General features: G+C 59.3%; 4 protein-coding genes. 2 read left to right on the top strand and 2 right to left on the bottom strand.

Annotation, left to right across the window (positions count from 1 at the left end):
* Positions 1 to 37: 37 nt before the first annotated feature.
* Together N5C09_RS00445 and N5C09_RS00450 are read right to left on the bottom strand one after the other, a co-directional pair.
* A complete protein-coding gene (locus tag N5C09_RS00445) occupies positions 38 to 1105 on the bottom strand; it encodes an oxidoreductase (protein WP_279748200.1) in 1068 nt (355 codons plus the stop codon).
* 13 nt (positions 1106 to 1118) lie between these two features.
* Positions 1119 to 1862: a DeoR/GlpR family DNA-binding transcription regulator gene (locus N5C09_RS00450; protein ID WP_279748201.1), complete on the bottom strand. Its 744-nt coding sequence runs from the start codon at positions 1860 to 1862 to the stop codon at positions 1119 to 1121.
* Between the two features lie 732 nt (positions 1863 to 2594).
* On the opposite strand from N5C09_RS00450, the gene N5C09_RS00455 reads away from it, so the two are divergent.
* The gene (locus tag N5C09_RS00455; protein WP_112792287.1) at positions 2595 to 3932 is read left to right on the top strand and encodes a TolC family outer membrane protein; all 1338 of its coding nucleotides are present in this window, start codon (positions 2595 to 2597) and stop codon (positions 3930 to 3932) included.
* Positions 3933 to 4053: 121 nt separating this feature from the next.
* A complete protein-coding gene (locus tag N5C09_RS00460; RefSeq protein WP_279748202.1) occupies positions 4054 to 22062 on the top strand; it encodes an Ig-like domain-containing protein in 18009 nt (6002 codons plus the stop codon).
* Positions 22063 to 22238 lie beyond the last annotated feature (176 nt).

The raw sequence follows: 22238 nt of genomic DNA on the forward strand, positions 1-22238 counted from the left end.
AATGCCCTGCCAGTCCGCAGGGCATTTTTTTCGCTGTTTATTGCAGCTGCGCGCGTTCCTGCGCCGTTAACTCCAGCGTCTGGGTTGAACCCGTTTCCGACGATTTTACCGCCGCTTCCAGCACCGCCATCACCGCCAGCGCTTCCACCGGATGGACCGGATTATCAATCTTGCCGTTCAGGGCATCGCGCACGTTGATATAGTATTGTCGCTGATCGCCTTTTGGCGCAGGGATAGCGCTGGCTTCACCCTGAGCATTAAACAGCACCATATCGTCGCTGTCTTCACCCCAGCTTTCGCTGCCTGGAATGACGCCCGCCAGCAGCTGGGCTTCCTGCTGGTCGATGCGCGCTTTCACCACGCTCGCTTTGTCGCCGTGGACCGTAAAGCGTGAAACGCCGCCCGCCACCAGCATGCTGCAATGGAGGATCACTTTGTGTTCAGGATAATTCAGCACCACGTGCGCCCAGTCGTTAATCTCTGCGCCGTCACGCAGCGTGGCGATGTTGCCCTGCACCGACTGTGGCAGTCCAAAAAGCTGTAGCGTCTGGTCAATCATGTGCGGGCCTAAGTCAAACCACAGGCCGCTGCCGGGAACGTTTTGCTCTCTCCAGCGCACGCGAACTTCCGGGCGGAAACGATCGATATGTGACTCAAGGTGTTTTACCTTGCCGATGCTGCCTTGCGCAATCACCTGCTTAATGCCGAGAAAATCGCTGTCCCAGCGGCGGTTATGGAAGACAGAAAGCAGCAGCTGTTTTTCTTCAGCCAGCGTAATCAGATCCCGCGCTTCCTGCATATCCAGCGTGAACGGCTTATCTACCACCACGTGCTTGCCGGCGTTCAGGGCCAGCGTAGCCAGCGGCGCATGGGTCGCGTTGGGGGAGGCGATCACCACCAGGCCGATATCCGGGTGCTGAATGGCCTCTTCTGGCGTGGCGACAACGAGGACGTCGGGCAGATCGCGTTTGACCTTCTCTTCATCCCGGGATGAGACCACCGCCAGCTTCAGGCCATCGACGGACCGGATCAGCGGGGCATGAAACGTCTTACCTACAAAACCATACCCGATCAGCGCAATATTGATTGTCTTCACTTTATTCATGACCTTCTCCACGTTAATGCGCGCAAACGGTAACCTGCAAGGCGCCAGGGTCCCCGAGCTCTGCCCAGGGACGATCTAAAAACAGTTGATGAATCTTGGATAACCCCGAAACCAGATACGGTTCGCACTGGTTGAGCTTCAGGTGATCGGCGACTATCCAGCGCGCCTGGCTTGCGGCCAGCATGGCTCGCTTGGCCTCGGCATCCGCCTCCTGACTGGCGCTTAACCCGAGCTCGGCATGAATGGCGCATGCGCCAAGAATGGCGATATCTGCCCGGTAGCGAGAGAGCAGGGAAAGGGTGGCACTTCCGGCAAACAGGCGCTGTTTCTGATCCCACTTTCCACCGAGCAGGATCAGGTCAATATCCTCCCGAGCGCTAACCAGCTGGGCGATATCGAGAGAAGGGGTAATGATGGTCAGCGGCCCCTGAAGGAAAGAGGCAACGGCCAGTATTGTGCTTCCCGCGTCCAGAAAAAGCGTCGAGCCCGCAGGCACATGTTGCGCCACCTGTTTACCCAACTGCTGCTTAATTTCAGGAAGCAAGGTATTCCTGCTGACACGGGTCATCGTCGAGAGATTGAGTGCGATGGCTCCACCATGGTTTTTTTGCGCAAGGCCCTGCTTTTCCAGGTCGGTCAAATCGCGACGGATGGTGTCAGCCGATACCTGTAGCCTTTCTGCCAGCTCGGTGATGCTGGCCTGGCCTTGTTCACTAATAATATCAAGCACATATTTCTGTCTGGCGGTTTTATGCATGAGGGCACTATCCTGCAAAATGTCGCAATATCTCGCAGTTTACAGCATTTTGCAGGAAAAGAAATGAGGCAGGCGTGCAATGTTATCTAAAAACAGTTTAATGAGGTTATTATTGATATCGCATTAATCATTCTTCAAAAACATGTATTTAACTTTTATCCAGGTTGTTATCGCTATGTTTTACATAGAAATTTGGGTTAAGTCGCCAGTTTACAGACGGTAATTGGTTTTTTTATCTAATTTATAATTAAAAAATAGTGCTTGTATCTATATAGATTCAAGTGAATAGCATAATAGTTCAATTTTATCCGCCGAATTACTTAAGTTGACACTTCTTTGAAAATCTTTGTGTCTGATTCGAGATGAAATTAACGCAAAAATGTACATCAGGCCATTTCGGAATTTTCCTTTAATTACAGGGGTTTTATAAGTTTCATTTAAAACGCGTCTTATAGCGTTTTGTCCAGAAACCCCATCTTTTTTCTTGTTTGCAACACCACGTTAACATTGCGGGTGTGGTTGCACATATCACATTTTGTTATGCTGCAAATCAATTAATTTTTAAGTAAATTCTTAAAATAAAATAGACGTAGTACGGCTCTCATCTCAAATGAAATGGGTATGGGGAACTATTACCTGAATTTATCAAACAGGAGTGGGGGAATATTTGAAAAAATATTTATACCTCTTCATGGGTAATTATTTAGCCATTACCTGGAGTCGGAGGAGATAATGAAGATGAAATGCAATAACAGGTTGCTTAAATTATCTGCTTCACTGACCTTCATTTCGCTGGTGGTGACTGCGGCGCATGCAAATAACGGCCCGGTGGGAATATCGCCCGTTGCGGCAATGACAATGAAAGAAAGTATTCTTTTCGCACTGGACCGCGATCCGTCGGTGAGCCAGCAGGCGGCACAGCTGGGGATCGGCCAGGCGCAAATAGATGAAGCGCGCAGTGCCTGGATGCCACAAATTGCCCTGAACGGGAGCACCGGTCACAGCCAGACCACCGATTCGAGCGGCTCGTTGCGAAATTCCGCTGCCTGGGGCCTGAGCCTGACGCAGCTGGTGTACGATTTTGGCAAGACCAACAACAGCATCAGCCAGTCTTCAGCGCAGCGTGACAGCTATCGCTATCAGCTGATGGGCACGATATCTGCCGTCGCGGAAAAAACGGCCCTCAGCTATGTGGAGGTCAAGCGCTACAGCGATCTGTTGCAGGCGGCAACAGAGAACGTGCAGGCGCTTAAAAACGTTGAGCAACTGGCAAAACTCCGCGCCGATGCTGGCGTAAGCTCCACCTCTGACGAGCTTCAGACCCGTACCCGTATCGCCGGTATGCAGGCCACGGTAGAGCAGTACAATGCGTCCCTGAATAGCGCCCGCGCGCGGCTGGCGGTATTAACCGGCATACAGGCTGAACGCTATTCACCGGTACCTGGAAGTCTGGCCGTGGAGCCGGGTTCTCTCAATCGTATTGATTATTCACTGATTCCTGCGGTGATGGCCGCACAGAACATGGAGCGTTCCGCTCAGTATGGGGTCGAAACCGCGAAGTCTCAGCACTGGCCGACCTTGAGCCTGAAAGGGGGCCGGACCCGGTATGAGTCGGATAATCGCGCCTACTGGGATGACCAGATCCAGCTCAATATTGACGCACCGCTTTATCAGGGCGGCGCGGTCTCGGCGCGCGTGCGTCAGGCTGAAGGGGCAAGGGCGATGGCATCGACTCAGGTCGATCAGGCCCGTTTTGATGTCCTGCAAAAAGCCTCCGTCGCGCAGGCCGACTGGACTGGAGCGCGAGGACGAATGGAGGCCGGGAAACGACAGCTGGAAAATGCGCTGCGCGCCCGCGACGTCTACAAAAATGAATATACCCTGAGCAAGCGCAGCATTAACGATCTGCTCAGCGTGGAACAGGATGTCTGGGCTGCTACCTCAGCAAAAATAATGGCTGAATACGATGGCTGGAGTGCGGCGATTAATTACGCATCCGCAGTGGATAATCTCATGCCGCTTATCGGAATCGAGAAAAACGCTGCCGCGAAGCTACCTGATTTGAGTTAAAAAAAGGCGCGCCTTTCTGCGCGAAATAAGTAAGACAATAATGGGTGATTTTTCCCAGGGATAGCTACATCCATCTGGTGGACATATCCACAGGAATACGCGCACCTGCAAGGAGAAGAATATGAGTAACGCAAAAGTTGTTGATGTCATCATTCGAAAAACGGCAGAAAAAACAAAATTAACCGGTGAAGGAAATCTGTCTGTCTCTATTTCATCGCCGAGCGTAATTGAAATTCAGGGCTCTGCTCAGGACGTGGTGCGGTATGTCCGCCAGGGGAATGACCTCCTCATTTATATGAAAGATGGCAGCGTGATTCGCTGCAATAATTATTTTGTGGAAGATCCTGAGACGCAAAACCACTCAGAGCTGGTCTTCAACGATAATCAGGAACTGACGCACATTTCTTTCGCCGATGCCGGTGAAGCATCGGGCGTTGCCGCCACGGAATTAACCGCGCAGGCGACACCCATTAGCAGCATCGAGCCTTTCCTGGAGCAGGGAGGCGTCTTAAGCGATGCGCCGTGGGGCTGGGTTGCCGGGGCGGCGTTAGGGGGCGGGGCTATCGGTGCGCTGCTTTCTCACGGCGGTGACGGCGAAACCAAAACAAAAGTTATTGATAATACGAAAGAAGTAGAGAGCGCGACGCCAACATTTTTGCTGACGGATAAAGCGGGTGACAAGCAGGGTGTGCTGAGTGCAAAAGAGGTCACGGACGATAACACCCCAACCTTCAGCGGTACCGGGCAGCCTGGCGCGACCATTCAGATTAAGGACGGTAGCGGCAGCACCATCGCCAGCACCATGGTCGCGAAAGACGGCACCTGGACCGTTAAACTCCCGACCCAGGCGGACGGCGAGCATACCTGGTCTGTCGTGCAGATCGACGGCAGTAAAACGACCTCTGCGGGCAGCATCACCGTTACCGTATCCACGGCAGATGCCAACGTTACGCTTGCCACGACGGCGGGCGATAACGTAATCAACGCCAGCGAACAGTCTGCGGGCTTTACGCTCTCGGGTGCCAGCAAAAATCTGGCACAGGGCACCGAACTGACCGTCACGCTGAACGGCAAATCCTACACGGCTGAAGTGGGCGCAAACGGCGCATGGAGCGTGAAGGTGCCTGCCGCAGATGCGCAGGCGCTGGGCGATGGCACCTGGACGGTGAACGTCAGCGGTAAGGATGCGGCGGGGAATACCGTGAGCGGCAGCCAGACCATTGGCGTTGATACCGCTGCGCCAGCGATCACTGTCAACACGATCGCGCAGGATAACGTCATCAATGCGGCTGAACACAATCAGCCCCTGACGCTGACCGGTAAAACGGATGCCGAAGCGGGGCAGATTGTCACCGTGACCCTGAACGGCAAAAATCATACCGCGACGGTGGGCAGCGACGGCTCATGGTCCGTCACGCTGCCGGCCAGCGAGGTACAGGCGCTGGCAAATGGCGAGCATACCCTGACGGTTAACGTCAGCGACAAAGCCGGAAACGGTTCATCCGCGACTGCCGATTTCACCGTGGATACCGCCGCGCCGGTTGTGACTATCAATACCGTTGCGGGCGACGATATACTGAACACCAGCGAGCAGGGGCAGGCGCAGATTGTTTCCGGCCATGCGAACGGCGCGGCAGCGGGTGATGTCGTCACCGTGACCCTCGGCGGCCAGACCTTTACCGGTGTTGTCCAGGCGGACGGCAGCTGGAGCGTAGGGGTGCCTGCCTCTGTTATCGGTACGTTGGGTGAGGGGAGCCATACTGTTTCTGTCTCCGTCACCGATGCGGCGGGCAATACCGGCAGCGCGACGCACGGTATTACGCTCAGCGGCAACCCGCCAGAATTCACGATTGACGCCATCGGCCAGGATAACGTCCTGAATGCGCAGGAGGCTATGCAGCCCCTGAGCCTCAGCGGAACCAGTAATCTGCCGAACGGCAGCGCCGTCACCGTGACCCTGAATAACGTGAGCTATCAGGCCACCGTTGAGAACGGCTCCTGGTCCGTTCAGGTGCCGGTTTCCGACGTGCTGGGCCTGGCGAATACCCTTTACACCGTCAGCGTCAGCGGCACCGACAGCGTGGGTAACAGCGGCTCCGCCGAGGCGAATCTGCTTGTCGATACCGTGCTGCCGAAGGTGATCATCAACACCTTTGCGGGGGATAACCTGGTCAATAACGCCGAAGCGGCGGTGGACCAGACCCTTAGCGGACGCGTGACCGGCGCGGCGGCGGGCGATACCGTCGCAATCAGCGTGGGTGGCAAAAGCTACACCGCGAAGGTTGGCGGCGATCTGACCTGGAGCGTGACGATCCCATCCGCAGACATTCAGGCGTTTGGCGACGGCGGGCTAACCTTCAGTGCCTCCGTCACCAATGCGCACGGCAATACCGGCACCGGCGAGCGTGATATCAACATCAACACCGGACTTCCGGGCCTGCGCGTCAATACCATCTCTGGCGATGACGTGATCAACGCCATCGAACAGCAGCAGGATCTGACAGTGACCGGCTCCAGTACCCATCTGGCTGCCGGCACGCCGATCGTCGTCACCATCAATAATATTGAGTACGCCGCCGTGATTACCGCCAGCGGCAGCTGGCAGATTGGCGTGCCCGCGTCTGACCTTAAGGCATGGACCGCGGGCGGGATGACCGTCAGCGTCAGCGCTGAAGATGCCTGGGGCAACAGCGTTGTGGCTGAACACCCGATTGAGCTTGATCTGAACGCCGTGGCCGTCACCATCAATACGGTGACCGCTGACGATATGCTCAACGCTGCGGAAAAAGGGGCGGATTTAACGCTTTCCGGCCAGACGCAGGGCGTAGAGGCGGGCCAGACCGTGGTGGTGAAATTCGCGGATCGGACCTTTACCGCGCAGGTGCAGCAGGACGGCTCATGGAGCCTGACCGTCCCGGCGAACGCCATGGAAACGCTGATCGACGGGCGGGCGCAGGTGAGCGTCAGCGTGACCAACGTCAGCGGCAACAGCGCGGACGCCTCACGTGTGGTGACCGTCGATACGCAGCCGCCGGCCATTACGCTTGATAACCTGACCGACGACAACATCATCAATGCGGCAGAAGCGCAGCAGGATTTGGTGCTCAGCGGCAGTACCACCGCTGAAGCGGGTCAGACGGTCACCGTGACGCTGAACGGCAAAAACTATCAAACCACCGTACAGGGTGACGGCACCTGGACGCTGAACGTGCCTGCCGCCGACGTTGGCGCGCTAACCGATGGCCCGATCACCGTTACGGCTACCGTCAGCGACGTGGCGGGTAACAGCAGCAGCGCGGATCGCGTTGGGCTGGTGGATGCCACCGTGCCGCAGGTGACCATTAATGACTTTGTCACCGACACCAACACCGTTAACCAGCTGGCCCACTCTCAGGCGCAGATCCTGAGCGGCTCCGTCACCGGCGCGGCGGCGGGCGATTTGGTCACCATCACCATTAATAACGTGGACTACACCACTGCGGTGGACGCGGCGGGCAACTGGAGCCTCGGCCTGCCTGCATCCGTCGTTCAGGGGCTGACGGACGGTACCTGGACCATTAACGTCTCCGTGACCGATCGGTCCGGCAACACCGGCAGCAATTCTCTGGATGTGGTGGTGAATACCGTGACGCCTGTTATCGGTATTAACACGCTGGCCGTAGATGACGTGATAAATGCGGCAGAGAAGGGCGAAGATCTGCGGCTTTCCGGTACCAGCAACCAGCCGGAAGGAACCACCATCACCGTAAACCTGAACGGTATCAACTACACTGCCACCACTAACGCCAGCGGCGGCTGGAGCGTCACCGTGCCCGCCTCTGCGGTGAGCGCGCTGGGCGAAGCCAGTTACACCGTGACGGCGAGCGTGACCGACAATGTGGGTAACAGCGCCTCAACCTCGCATGACGTGCTGGTAGACAGCTCGCTGCCGGTAGTCACTATCAACACTTTCGCAACCGACAATATCGTCAACGCGGCGGAAGTGACCGCAGGGCAAACCCTGACCGGGAAGGTCTCTAACGCGGCATCGGGCGATACCGTCACGATTATCCTTGGCGGGCAGACATACACGGCAACCGTGCAGGACGATCTCACCTGGAGCCTGCCGCTAACCCAGAGCCAGTTAACCGCGCTTGGCAACGGCGATCTGACCGTATCGGCCAGCGTCACCAACGCGCACGGCAATACCGGTTCGTCTTCTCTGGACGTCACCATCGACGCCCAGCTGCCCGGCCTGCGCATTGATATCGTCGCCGGTGACGACGTGATTAACGTCATCGAACACGCGCAGAACCTGGTTATCTCCGGCACCAGTACTGACCTGGCGGCGGGCAGCACCGTAACCGTGACCATTAACGGCAAGGATTATTCTGCCTCGGTACTGGCGGACGGTACCTGGCAGGCAGCGGTTCCGGCGGCAGACGTCTCCCAATGGGCGGACGGTTCGCTCACCATTAGCGCCCGCGCGCAGGATGCCTCCGGCAACCCGGTGAACATCGGCACCGTTGTGGATGTCGATCTCGCCCCGGTGGCGATTAGTATCAACAGCGTGACGGACGACAACGTGCTTAACGCGGCGGAAAAAGGCCAGGATCTGGTGCTTTCCGGCTCTTCCTCAAACGTTGAAGCGGGCCAGACCGTTACCGTCAGCGTCGCGGGTAAAACGTATACCACGACGGTCGATGCCAACGGCGACTGGCGCTACACCGTTCCGGCTGCCGATCTGAACGGCCTGAAGGACGGCGATGCCAGCGTGCAGGTCAGCGTGACCAACGTGAACGGCAACGCGGCCTCCTCTTCGCAGGTCTTCAGCGTCGACACCGCCGCGCCAACGGTGACCATCAATACCATCAGCGGCGACAACATGCTGAATGCGGCTGAGGCAGCGCAGGAGCTGACCCTGAGCGGGACGTCCACTGCCGAAGCAGGCCAGACGGTTACCGTAACCTTCAACGGCAAACAGTACACCGCGCAGGTGCAGGCTGACGGCAGCTGGACGCTCGACGTGCCGGCTGCGGATCTGGCGGGCATCACCGACGGTAACGCCACGGTCACGGCTTCCGTATACGACAAAGCGGGCAACCCGGCCAGCGCGGATGCTGCCGTGCTGGTGGATACCACCGTGCCGCAGATTAGCTTCAACCTCGTCGCGGGCGACGACATTGTGAATATTGCCGAGCACGGCCAGGCGCTGATTGTTTCCGGCAAGGTGACGGGCGCACAGGCGGGCGACGTCATTACCGTAACCCTGAACGGCAAAGACTACACCGCGATGCTGGACGGTGCCGGAAGCTGGAGCGTGGGCGTTCCGGCGGCAGACGTGGGCGCGCTGGCTGGCGGGCATCAGACAATCTCCGCCACCCTCACCGATAAGGCGGGTAACAGCACCACGGCCACCCATGATCTTGACGTCTCCCTGACGGCACCGACGATTGCCATTGATACCCTGGCGGTTGACGACGTCATCAATGCCACCGAGAAAGGCCAGGATCTGCTGCTTTCCGGAACCAGCAACCAGCCGGAAGGCACAGCGATTACCGTGAACCTCAACGGCATCAGCTACGCCGCGACCACCAACGCCAGCGGCGGCTGGAGCGTGACCGTTCCGGCGGCGAACGTCTCTGCGCTGGGTGAAGCGACCTATACCGTCACGGCAAGCGTGACCGATAGCGCAGGCAACGTCGCGAATGCCAGCCACAGCGTGCTGGTCGACAGCGCGCTGCCGCAGGTCACCATCAACGCAATCGCCACCGATGACGTGATTAACGCGGCGGAAGTCGCTTCCGGACAAACCCTGAGCGGGAAGGTGAGCGGTGCCGCTAGCGGTGACACTGTCACAATTTCAGTGGGTGGTAATACCTACACGACAACCGTGCAGGACGATTTAAGCTGGTCGGTTAACGTCGCATCTGACGTGTTAACCGCCATCGGCAACGGCGACCTGACCGTATCCGCCAGCGTCACTAACGGCCACGGTAATACCGGCTCCGGCGAGCGCGACATCACGATTGATGCCAACCTGCCTGGCCTGCGGGTCGATAAGGTGGCGGGCGACGACGTGATCAACAGCATCGAACACGGTCAAAACCTGATTATCACCGGCTCCAGCGACGGTCTGGCAGCGGGTTCAGCATTGACGGTGACCGTTAACGGTAAAACCTACGCGGCCACCGTACTGGCAGACGGTACCTGGACGGCCGCCGTTCCGGCAGCAGACGTCGGCGCGCTGAGCGCAGGCACCGTCACCGTGACCGTTGAAGGCCAGAGCGCAGCGGGCAACCCGGTTTCTATCAGCCACGACGTGAAGGTTGACCTGGCGACGGTTGCTATCAGCATTGACGCTATCGCTACCGACGACGTGATCAATGCGGCAGAAAAAGGCGCAGATCTGGTGCTGTCGGGTGCCACCAGCAACGTGGAAGAGAACCAGACGGTTTACATCACGTTCGGCGGCAAGTCCTACACGGCGAAAGTGGATGCCAGCGGCAACTGGACGGCGACCGTGCCGTCGGCGGATCTGGCTGGCCTGAAGGATGGCGACGCCAGCGTGCAGGTGAGCGTAACCAACGTGAACGGCAACAGCGCCTCGGCGGGACGCGAGTACGGCGTGGACGCCACCGCGCCGACGGTATCTATCGAGATCGTCAGCGACAACAACATCATCAATGCCGCCGAAGCGCAGCAGGATCTGGTCGTCAACGGCACCTCTAACGCCGAAGCGGGCCAGACCGTGACCGTGACGCTGAACGACGTGGATTACACCACCACCGTGCAGGCAAACGGCAGCTGGAGCGTGACCGTGCCTTCTGCGGATGTCGGCGCGATTAACGACGGCAACTACACGATCACGGCAGCGGTATCCGATAAGGCTGGCAACCCGGCTTCGGCGGGTCGCGACGTGCTGGTCGATACCACCGTGCCACAGCTGACCATTGACGCCGTTTCCAATGACGACGTGATCAACAGCGCCGAGCACGGGCAGGCTCTGATCGTCACCGGCTCAGTGACCGGCGCGGCGGCGGGCGACGTGGTGACCGTTACCATCAATAGTAAAGATTACACGGCGACGCTGGATGCTTCCGGCAACTGGAGCGTGGGCGTGCCTGCGGCGGACGTCGGTGCCCTGACCGCCGGGGATTACACCATCACCGCGGCGCTTACCGATAAATCCGGAAACAGCAACAGCGCGACGCGCGAGGTGGAAGTCAATCTGAGCGCGCCGGTGCTGACCATCGACACCGTCTCCGATGACGATGTGATCAACAGCAGCGAGAAAACGCAGGATCTGACCATCACCGGTACGGCTTCCGGACTGGCGGCGGGCGCGGTGGTGACCGTGATGCTCAACGGCAAAGCCTACAGCGCCACGGTTGAGGCCAACGGCCAATGGTCCACGACCGTTCCGGCGAGCGAGGTAGGTCAACTGGGTGAGGCGCTTTACACCGTCACTGCCTCGGCAACGGACAGCGTCGGCAACAGCACCAGCACCTCGCACACCGTGAACGTGGAGTCCGTACTGCCTGGCGTCACGATCAACACCGTGGCAGGCGACGACGTCATCAACGCGGCAGAAGTGGCCGCAGGCCAGACCATCAGCGGCACCGTGGTAAATGCCGAAGCGGGCAATACCGTGACCGTGAAGATTGGCGGCAACAGCTACACCGCAACGGTGCAGAGCGATCTGACCTGGTCCGTCGCTGTACCGGAATCGGTCCTGACGGCGCTGGGCAACGGCGATCTGACTGTAACCGCCAGCGTCACGAACGGCGTGGGCAACAGCGGCAGCGGCGAGCGTGATATCACCATCGACGCCAGCCTGCCGGGCCTGCGCGTGGACATCGTGGCCGGCGATGACGTGATCAACAGCATTGAACACGGACAGAATCTGATTATTACCGGTTCCAGCAATGGCCTGAGCGCAGGCACGGCGCTGACCGTTACCGTCAACGGCAAAACTTATCCCGCGACGGTACTGGCGGACGGTACATGGAGCGCGGCACTCCCTTCTGCGGACGTAAGTGCCCTGGCAGCGGGCACTGTCACCGTGACCGTTGAGGGCCAGAGCAGCGCGGGCAATCCGGTTTCCATCAGCCACAATGTGACGGTGGATCTGGCGAACGTCGCTATCAGCATCGACGCCATTGCCACCGACGACGTGATTAACGCGGCCGAGAAGGGCGCGGATCTGGTGCTTTCCGGCACCACCTCAAACGTGGAGGAAAATCAGACCGTCACCATCACCTTTGGCGGCAAGCACTACACCGCCACGGTGGACGCGGCGGGTAAGTGGACCGCCACGGTGCCGGCTGCGGATCTGGCGGGCCTCAAGGACGGCGACGCCAGCGTGCAGGTGAGCGTTACCAACGTCAACGGCAACAGCGCTTCTGCGGGCCGCGAGTACAGCGTGGATACCACCGCGCCGTCCGTCACCATCAACACGATTGCAACTGACGACATCCTGAACGCCACGGAAGCGCAGTCTGATCTGGCGATTACCGGCACCAGCACCGCCGAGGCGGGCCAGACAGTCACCGTGTCGCTGAACGGCAAGGACTACACCACAACCGTCGGTACGAACGGCAGCTGGACGCTGAACGTTCCGGCGGCGGATCTGGCGGCGCTCAGCGACGGCAGCGTCACCGTAACCGCATCGGTCAGCGACAAGGCGGGCAACCCGGCGTCGGCAAACCATAACCTGACGGTGGATATGACTGTTCCGGCGGTCACCATCCACGCTATTGCAGATGACGATGTGATTAACGTCGCCGAGCACGGTCAGGCGCAGATTATCAGCGGCACCGCCACCGGCGCGGCAGCGGGCGATAAGGTCACCGTGACTATCGGCGGCCAGACGTACACCACCGTGCTGGACGCGGCGGGCAACTGGAGCGTGGGCGTCCCGGCGAGCGTGATTTCAGGCCTCAGCGACGGCACCGTGACCGTCACTGCGTCTGTTACCGACGCGGCGGGCAACACCGGCAGCGGCACCCATAATGTGACCGTCGATACCGGTCTGCCATCGGTCAACTTCAACGCCATCAGCGGTGACAACGTCCTGAACGCGGCGGAGAAAGGTCAGGATCTGAGCGTGAGCGGCACCAGCGCCAACCTGGCGGAAGGCACCGTGGTGACCGTGACCCTGAACGGTAAAAACTACACCGCAACGACCGCCGCAGACGGCACCTGGAGCCTGACGGTTCCGGCTGCGGATCTGGCCGGTCTCGGTCAGGCCAGTTACACCCTCAATGCGACCGCCACCAACGGCGTGGGCAACAGCGTGAGCAGCGCAGCGAACCTGCTGGTCGACACCGCGCTGCCGACCGTCACCATCAACACCGTGGCGGGCGATAACGTTATCAACGCAGCGGAAGTGGCGGCAGGCCAGACCCTGAGCGGTACCGTGGCGAATGCTGAAGCGGGCAACACCGTAACCGTGACCATTGGCGGCAACAGCTATACCGCGACGGTGCAGAACGATCTGAGCTGGTCCGTGAACGTACCTGCTGATGTGCTGACCGCCCTCGGCAACGGCAGCCTGAGCGTGACGGCGACCGTCACCAACGGCCACGGCAACACCGGCACCGGCGAGCGCGACATTACTATCGACGCTAACCTGCCGGGCCTGCGCGTGAATATCGTGGCGGGCGACGACGTGGTTAACAGCATCGAGCATGCGCAGAACCTGATCGTCACCGGCTCCAGCGACGGGCTGGCGCCGGGCACGGCGCTGACCGTTTCCGTGAACGGCAAAGACTATGCGGCGACGGTGCTGGCGGACGGCACCTGGAGCGCGGCGGTTCCGTCTGCGGACGTGAGCGCGTGGCCGGAAGGCACCGTGAAAATCAGCGTTACCGGCGACAGCGCGGCGGGTAACCCGATTACCATCAGCCACGACGTGACCGTCGATCTGGCCTCTGTTGCCATCAGCATCAACGCCATTGCCACCGACGACGTGATCAACGCGGCGGAGAAAGGGGCGGATCTGGTGCTGTCCGGCGCGACCACCAACGTGGAAGCCGGGCAGACCGTCACCCTGAGCCTGAACGGTAAAATCTACACCACTACCGTAGAAGCAGACGGCAACTGGACCTATACCGTGCCGGCTGCGGATCTGGCGGGCCTCAAGGACGGCGACGCCAGCGTGCAGGTGAGCGTCACCAACGTCAACGGCAACAGCGCTTCGGCTGGCCGCGAGTACAGCGTGGATGCCACCGCGCCGTCCGTCACCATCAACACGATTGCGACTGACGACATCCTGAACGCCACGGAAGCGCAGTCTGACCTGACGGTTTCCGGCACCAGCACCGCCGAGGCGGGCCAGACGGTCACCGTGTCGCTGAACGGCAAGGACTACACCACAACCGTCGGTACGAACGGCAACTGGACGCTGAACGTTCCGGCGGTGGATCTGGCGGCGCTCAGCGACGGCAGCGTGACCGTAACCGCGAGCGTGAGCGACAAGGCGGGCAACCCGGCGTCGGTAAACCACAACCTGACGGTGGATATGACTGTTCCGGCGATCACCATCCACGCTATTGCAGATGACGACGTGATTAACGTCGCCGAGCACGGTCAGGCGCAGATTATCAGCGGCACCGCCACCGGCGCGGCAGCGGGCGATAAGGTCACCGTGACTATCGGCGGCCAGACGTACACCACCGTGCTGGACGCGGCGGGCAACTGGAGCGTGGGCGTCCCGGCGAGCGTGATTTCCGGCCTCAGCGACGGCACCGTGACCGTCACTGCGTCTGTTACCGACGCGGCGGGCAACACCGGCAGCGGCACCCATAATGTGACCGTCGATACCGGTCTGCCATCGGTCAGTTTCAACGCCATCAGCGGTGACAACGTCCTGAACGCGGCGGAGAAAGGTCAGGCTCTGAGCGTGAGCGGCACCAGCGCCAACCTGGCGGAAGGCACCGTGGTGACCGTGACCCTGAACGGTAAAAACTACACCGCAACGACGGCCGCGGACGGCACCTGGAGCCTGACGGTTCCGGCTGCTGATCTTGCAGGCCTGGGCGAAGCGAATTACATCCTTAACGCCACCGTCACCAACGGCGTGGGCAACAGCGTGAGCAGCGCAGCGAACCTGCTGGTCGACACCGCGCTGCCGACCGTCACCATCAACACCGTGGCGGGCGATAACGTCATCAACGCGGCGGAAGTGGCCGCAGGCCAGACCATCACCGGTAAGGTGGCGAACGCGGAAGCCGGTAACACGGTGACGGTGACCATCGGCGGCAACAGCTACACCGCGACGGTGCAGAGTGACCTCACCTGGTCCGTCAGCGTGCCGGAGTCCGTCCTGACGGCGCTGGGCAACGGCGATTTGACCGTGTCAGCAACCGTCACCAACGGCCACGGTAATACCGGCACCGGAGAGCGCGATATCACTATCGACGCCAGCCTGCCGGGCCTGCGCGTGAATATCGTGGCGGGCGACGACGTGATCAACAGCATTGAGCATGGTCAAAATCTGATCGTCACCGGCACCAGCGACGGGCTGGCGGCGGGCACGACGCTCACCGTGACCGTAAACGGCAAGACCTATGCCGCGTCGGTACTGGCAGACGGCTCATGGATCGCGGCGATCCCGGCGGCGGACGTGGGCGCTCTGGCCGCAGGCACGGTGACAATCACCGTAGCAGGTCAGAGTAGCGCAGGTAACCCGGTCTCCATCAGTCACGACGTCAATGTCGATCTGGCGGCCGTGGCTATCAGCATCAATGCTATCGCCACCGACGACGTGATTAACGCGGCGGAGAAAGGGGCGGATCTGGTGCTGTCCGGCAGCACCTCCAACGTGGAAGAAAACCAGACCGTGACCATCACCTTTGGCGGCAAGTCTTACACCGCGAAAGTCGATGCCAACGGCAACTGGACGGCGACCGTGCCTTCCTCGGATCTTGCAGGCCTGAAGGACGGCGACGCCAGCGTGCAGGTGAGCGTAAACAACATACACGGCAACAGCGCGTCTGCGGGCCGCGAGTACAGCGTGGACGGGACGGCGCCGACCGTGACGATTGATACGGTAGCCGATGACAACGTGATCAACGGCAGCGAAGCGGCTGCGGGCGTGACCGTTTCCGGCACCACGACGGCTGAAGCCGGTCAGACGGTGACCGTATCTCTCGGCGGGAACAGCTACACCGCACAGGTTCAGCAGGGCGGCGTCTGGAGCGTTAACGTACCGGCGTCCGATCTGTCCGCACTGGCGGACAACGGTTACACCGTGCAGGTCAGCGTGAGCGACGCCGCGGGTAATCCGGGCAGCGCGGCGAAAGCGATTACGCTCGATACCACACCGCCGACCGTCAGCTTTAACGTCGTGGCGAACGATAACGTTATCAACAGCGTGGAGCATGGTCAGGCGCAGATCGTCAGCGGCACCGCAACCGGCGCCAGCGTGGGCGATAAGCTGGTCATCACCATCGGCTCGAACCAGTACACCACCACCGTTGACGCCAGCGGCAAATGGAGCGTGGGCGTGCCTGCCAGCGACATTTCTGCGCTCGCTGACGGCACCGTCACCCTCAGCGCGACCATCACCGACAGCGCGGGTAACAGCAGCACCCAGACCCACGACGTTGTGGTAAACACGGCCTCCGTGGCCCTGACCGTCAACGCTATCAGCGGTGATGACGTGATCAATGCGGCAGAAGCGGGCGCTTCGCTGGTCATCAATGGCTCCAGCGCGCAGTTCGCCAGCGGCACGCAGGTCACCGTAACCCTGAACGGTAAAAGCTACACGGCCACCATTCAGAGCGACGGCTCATGGCAGGCCACCGTTCCGGCCGCCGACGTGGGCGCGCTGGCGGATGGCGCGCGCTATCAGGTTTCCGTGTCGGCGCATGACAGCGCGGGCAACAGCGCCTCGGCGACGCACACCCTCAGCGTGGACACCACCGCGCCGGTGATTAGCGTGAACGCGCTGTCAGGCGACGACGTTCTGAACGCGGCGGAAGCTCAGCAGCCGCTGACCGTACACGGCTCCTCCAGCGCTGAGGCGGGTCAGACCGTGAACGTCACGCTGGGCGGCAAAACCTACACCACAACCGTAGCAAACGACGGCACCTGGACGCTGGACGTTCCGGCGACAGACCTGGCCGCGCTGAGCCAGGGCGCGCTGACGGTCACCGCTTCCGTGAACGACAAAGCCGGTAACAGCGGTCAGACGACGCATACCTTAACGGTGGATACCGTGGCGCCGACCGTGACCATCAGCGTCGTGGCGGATGACGATATCGTCAATAACGCCGAGCAGCTGGCGGGCCAGACCATCCGCGGCACTACCACGGCGGAGCAGGGTCAGACGGTAACCGTGACCTTCAACGGTCACAGCTATCAGGCGACCGTGGCGGCGGACGGTTCGTGGTCGGTCTTCGTGCCAGGGCGTGATTTCCTCGGCCTGAGCGACGGGCAGTACACCCTCACCGCCACGGTGAGCGATAAGGCGGGCAACCCGGGCAGCGCCACGCACGACGTGACGCTGAACGGTGATGTCCCGACGATCGCCATTAACACCTTTGCGCAGGATGACATTGTTAACGCTGCCGAGCATGGCACGCCGCTGGTCGTCAGCGGCACCACCGACGCGCCTGCGGGCCAGACGGTGACCATCACGCTGAACGGTAAAACCTATGCGGCGACCGTGCAGAATGACGGCACCTGGAGCTACACGGTGGGCAGCGCAGACGTTACCGCGCTGGCAGACGGCGGTTCGTACGTGATTAACGCGCAGGTCAGCAACGCCATCGGCAACAGCGGCAGCGACAATCACACCGTCACCGTCGATCTGACCGCGCCATCGATGGGGATCAGCATTGACTCGCTGCAAAACGATACCGGCCTGAGCGCGAGTGATTTCATCACCAACGACAGCAATATCGTGATCAACGGCTCCCTGACCGCGCAGCTCGGCAACAACGAGAAGGCGCAGATCAGCCTCGACGGCGGCACCACCTGGATTGACCTGACGGTGACCGGCACCACGTGGCGCTACGCCGATGGCCGCACTTTGACCGACGGTACGTATCTGTACCAGGTCCGCGTGATTGATAACGCGGGCAACGTGGGGGCAACGGACAGCCAGAACGTGGCGATCGATCTGACGAAGCCAGCGGCGACGACCATTACCGTGGATTCCGTCACGCAGGATACCGGCCTGTCCGACAGCGACTTCATCACCAGCGACACGCAGATCAGCCTGAAAGGCACGCTCGGCGCGGCGCTCGGCAGCGGCGACCATGCGCAGATCAGCCTTGACGGCGGCGCGACCTGGACCGACGTGAGCGTCAGTGGCCTGACCTGGACCTATGTCGATGGACGTACGCTGGTCGACGGCGACTACAACTACCAGCTGCGGGTAATTGACGACGCGGGGAATATCAGCGCCACCGCCAGCCAGGTGGTGACCATTGATACCATCGCGCCGGACGCCAGCAAAACGATCGCTATCGACAGCATCAGCGACGATACCGGCCTGAGCAGCAGCGACTTTATCACTAACGATACGTCCCTGACGCTGCACGGCTCGCTTGGCGCGACGCTGGCCGACGGTGAATATGCCCAGATCAGTATCGACGGCGGGGTCACCTGGCAGAACGTGATTGTCACCGGCAGCAGCTGGTATTACGTGGACGGCCGTACGCTGGGTAACGGCACCTATGACTACTATGTGCGGGTAATAGACACAGCGGGGAACATCGGTGGCTCTGCACAACAGCAGGTGACGGTGGATCTCGTTGCCCCGGAGAGTGCTATTACCGTCAGCATTGACAGTATTTCAACAGATACGGGCTATAGCGACAGTGATTTCCTGACTAACGATACGTCACTGACTATCAATGGTTCCATTGGCGCGCCACTGTCCAGCGGTGAATATGTACAGATAAGCGTCGACAATGGATTAACCTGGCAGTATGTCACGATGTACGGCAATCGCTGGAGCTTTATCGACACTCGCAATCTGCCAGAAGGCGAACACACCTATCAGGTTCGGGTAGTGGATTTAGCGGGCAATACAGGTGCTACTGCTCAGCAGGTAGTCAACGTCGATCTTACGCCGTCTACCACCACAGCGAAAATAGTTAGCTATACCGACGAGGTAGGCTCATCACGCGGTGAGTTTGGTTCTGGCACGACAACAGACGACCGTTTGCCTGTGTTGAACGGTACGTTGTCTTCCACACTTTTGACCGGCGAACTGGTGCGCGTGTATAGCGCCGACGGCACGTTGCTCGGCGAAGCTAACGTAAACGGTACCTCTTGGTCATTCGCCTTAACGGATCCGCTGGTAGATGGGCAGAAAGGGGAGTTCTACGCTGTCGTTGTTGATGCAGCTGGCAACGAAGGCGCACATTCTCCTGTGTTTGACTTCACCGTTGATTTGCAAATGTACGTAGAGGTGCAGGATACGCTGGATACCACACCGATTATTACCGGCCGCGTTGACTTCGAAATCCTCGATGGTGAATACGTCGAAGTGACGGTCAACAATGTGGTTTACAGTTCTCGCAATGGCGTTGTGGTTGTTGATCCTAAAAACAGTACCTGGTATGTGCAGATCCCTGATGGAGACGCACTGGCGCTCGGTACATATGATGTTAAGGCCGCACTTTACAAAGCCGACGGCACACAGATCACGGCGGATGACTCCGCGAATGAGCTGACGGTATCACCGACGCCGGAGATCAGTTTTACCTCTACCGCAGCCTCTTCGCAGGATACAGGCACGGCACTGACTTTGGCTGAAGATGGCTCATGGAGGATCCTCAGCAACTCAACGGTCTTTACCCAGAACGCGACCAGTTCGACGACGTTAGGTTCATTCAGCTCCGTCGCAATCAGTGGTCCGGACAGACAGCAGCAGTCAACATTTGTCGATTTTGACCGGGATGGCCTGATGGATATCCTCGGTGCAGATACCAGTTATGCAAATGGCCAGCAGTCTTTCAAATACAATGCGGACGGCACCTACACCACCTTCCAGGTGGGTTCTAACGGTGTTGCGGGACAGACAAACGATGTCAACGGCAACACATGGAGCTGGTACGGCGGCGTCATGGGCATTGATATTGATGGCGATGGATTGGTCGACATGGTGTACGGCGATGGATCGCCAAACGATTCCAACGCACCGGGGGGCTATGACACTCAGATCGTAATGAACACGGACGGCACCATTATTGGCTTTGACAAAAGCGGTGCTTATGTTGATACCGCTACAACCCAGGATGGTGTGGCATCGACCAACAATAACAATGCGCAAATGAGCCGCGATCTCTCTGGCGTGGATCTCAACAACGATGGCTATGTCGACATTGTGTATCACGGCACGGTAGGCAGCAACTCTACCTCCGGCGGCGGCTCCAGCAGCGTGAATACCCGTCTGGTGGTAGCGACCAATGGCGTGGATGCTAACGGTAATTATACGCTGACCAATACCCAGATTGTTACGGGGGTTTTCTATGGAAACCAGGGGACGACGAGTAACTACTACACCACAATGACCTGGGCCGACCTTAACGGCGATGGCTATATGGATCTCTTTGTGGGAGGGCTAACCGGTCAGGGTAACGCCACCAGTGCCGTTTTCTACAACGATGGTGCCGGGAATTTAACCGCGGCGGCTAACGGCGTGGGCACTGGATCGAATGTTCAGACCTTCGGCGACAGCGTAAACAGCATGAGCTCGTTGGCGGTTGACTGGAACGGTGATGGCAAGATGGATCTGATCGAGATTGCGGGCGCAGCGGGCAGCACAGTTGCCACTAACGCCAACAATATCGGCATGCTCTGGCTTAACAACGGTGTTAACGCCAGTACTGGTCAGGTTAAATGGTCGTCGCAAACGCTGTTAACGGGCGCAAATCAGGGCAGCACTAACGTCACCACGGGAGCACTTGCGCTCGACCTTGATTATGACGGCGATCGCGATTTGGTTGTGTTCCGCGCGGCGGGTGGCAAGACGGAGTACATCGAAAATACCAGCACCATCAACGATGGAACCAGCATCATTCTGCGTATTTCTGACGCCAACGGTATTAACGCCTTCTATGGTAATACGGTACTGCTGGTAGACGAGAGTACCGGTAAGGTTGTTAGTTCACAGGTCATTAACCCGCAGGGCGGCGTGAACATGAACGACTCGACAGGGCTGGTGTATTTCTACGGTCTTGATGCGAGCAAGTCTTACAGCGCTGTACTGCTTTCTAATGGTAATGACTTTGGCGGTGTTTCGTCCGTCAGTTTCGACTCTTCCGGGACAACGAATACCATCGAGAACGTCAACGCTTCCTGGGCGGGTCTCAAAGCGGTAGAGAAGAACCATGCCTATGTGCTGACCGCCGAAAATGGGGATGCAGTCGTCGATAGCGCCCAGGCCGCAACGGATGGAAGCAATTCCGTAGGTATTGTCGGAACGGGTTATAACGACACGCTATACGCAACGGCCGGTACGCATATCTATAACGGCGGCGGCGGTAGCCGCGTGGTATCCGATGTGAACGTCTGGTCCGCCGAAGGGGGGATGGACATTGTCGATTACAAGCTCGCTGGCTCGACAGCGCTGAATATCGACCTCAGTAAGACCGGTATGCAAGATACAGGTTTTGGTTCTGCACGGTTTGTCAACATTGAAGGGCTGGCTGGTGGAAACGGTGATGATGTCTTTACAGGCAATACCGCGGATAACTTCTTCGAAGGCCGCGGCGGTAACGACACCTTCAACATCGGCAACGGCGGCCAGGACACGCTGCTCTACAAGCTGATCAACGCTTCGGATGCGACGGGCGGTAACGGCAGCGATGTGGTCAACGGCTTTACCGTCGGCACCTGGGAGGGAACTGCGGATACGGACCGTATCGATCTGCGCGAACTGCTCTCCGAAAGCGGCTATACCGGCAGCGGCTCGGCGAGCTACGTGAACGGCGTCGCGACGCTGGACAGCGGCGCGGGCAACATCACCGACTACGTCCGCGTGGTGCAGAACGGCAGCAATACTGAGATCCATGTTGACCTGGACGGGGCGGGCGGACAGTTCTCCTCAACCCCGCTGCTGACGCTGAACGGCGTGCAGACGGATCTGGCAACGCTGCTGGCTAATCATCAGCTGTTAATTGCGTAAAACACTGCCGCGGGGAGCGATCCTCGCGGCTTTTTGCGTTTCTTTACATCACTAGCCATAACCCTATATTTCACAAGATTATTTTGCGGGTTCGTTTAGAAAGCGTTCCGTTTTAAATCATTCCGTAAAGGTATCATTTCAGGACGAAATTACCGCCCTGAACAGGACGTAGCATT

The sequence above is a fragment of the Enterobacter sp. GD03975 genome (assembly GCF_029838645.1).
GTDB classification, from domain to species: Bacteria; Pseudomonadota; Gammaproteobacteria; order Enterobacterales; family Enterobacteriaceae; genus Enterobacter; species Enterobacter quasihormaechei.

Bases quoted from the DNA above. Each gene is read 5' to 3' on its own strand.
- N5C09_RS00445 (WP_279748200.1), bottom strand. From the start codon at position 1,105: ATGAATAAAGTGAAGACAATCAATATTGCGCTGATCGGGTATGGTTTT.
- N5C09_RS00450 (WP_279748201.1), bottom strand. From the start codon at position 1,862: ATGCATAAAACCGCCAGACAGAAATATGTGCTTGATATTATTAGTGAA.
- N5C09_RS00455 (WP_112792287.1), top strand. From the start codon at position 2,595: ATGAAGATGAAATGCAATAACAGGTTGCTTAAATTATCTGCTTCACTG.
- N5C09_RS00460 (WP_279748202.1), top strand. From the start codon at position 4,054: ATGAGTAACGCAAAAGTTGTTGATGTCATCATTCGAAAAACGGCAGAA.